This window comes from Candidatus Hydrogenedentota bacterium (assembly GCA_016791475.1).
Lineage (GTDB): Bacteria > Hydrogenedentota > Hydrogenedentia > Hydrogenedentales > JAEUWI01 > JAEUWI01.
In genome coordinates, this window is record JAEUWI010000293.1 from 1 (window position 1) to 632 (window position 632).

Consider the following 632-nt stretch of genomic DNA (forward strand, 5'->3'; position numbering starts at 1 on the left):
GTAATGCTGTACCTGATCCACAAGCGCAACCCCGAGTTGGCCTACAAGGGCGGGCAGGAGCCGATCGTGCACCTTGAGGCCGACTTGTTCAACGCCGTCGCTTGGGCTCAGGCCAACGGCAGGCGGTGGGCCTTCACGCTGTCCAACGCGGGTTCGTACTACTTCGAAGACCGGGCAGACCTGGCTCAGTTGGGCGAGATCGACTGGGGCGCGGTGGCCAGCACGCAGTGGCCGGCCGTCAAGGAGCGCAAACAGGCCGAGTTCCTCATGGAGCACAGCTTCCCGTGGCAGTTGATCGAGCGCATCGGCGTGTACTCTGCAGCGATCAACACCCAGGTGGCGCACGCTTTGCCCGTGGGTGGGCACCGGCCGCCAGTGGCCGTGCTGCCGGCCTGGTACTACTGACAAGGAGACCGCGATGATCGAATTTACCAGCGGCGACATTCTCAAGGACGATGCGGAAGCCATCGTCAACACCGTGAACTGCGTCGGCATCATGGGCCGAGGCATCGCGCTGCAGTTCAAGAACGCCTGGCCGGAAAACTTCAAGGCCTACGAGGCAGCCTGCAAGCGCGAAGAGGTGCAACCGGGCCGCATGTTCGTGTATGAGGTAGGCCAGCTGACCACGCCGC

General features: G+C 63.4%; 2 protein-coding genes. Both read left to right on the forward strand.

The genetic code is table 11. The features are described from left to right. Nucleotides 1-405, forward strand: a 405-nt coding sequence (locus JNK74_29275) for a DUF4433 domain-containing protein (protein ID MBL7650269.1), incomplete at its 5' end; no start/stop codon positions are given. Nucleotides 406-418: 13 nt separating this feature from the next. Beyond that, nucleotides 419-632, forward strand: a 214-nt coding sequence (locus tag JNK74_29280) for a macro domain-containing protein (protein ID MBL7650270.1), incomplete at its 3' end; no start/stop codon positions are given.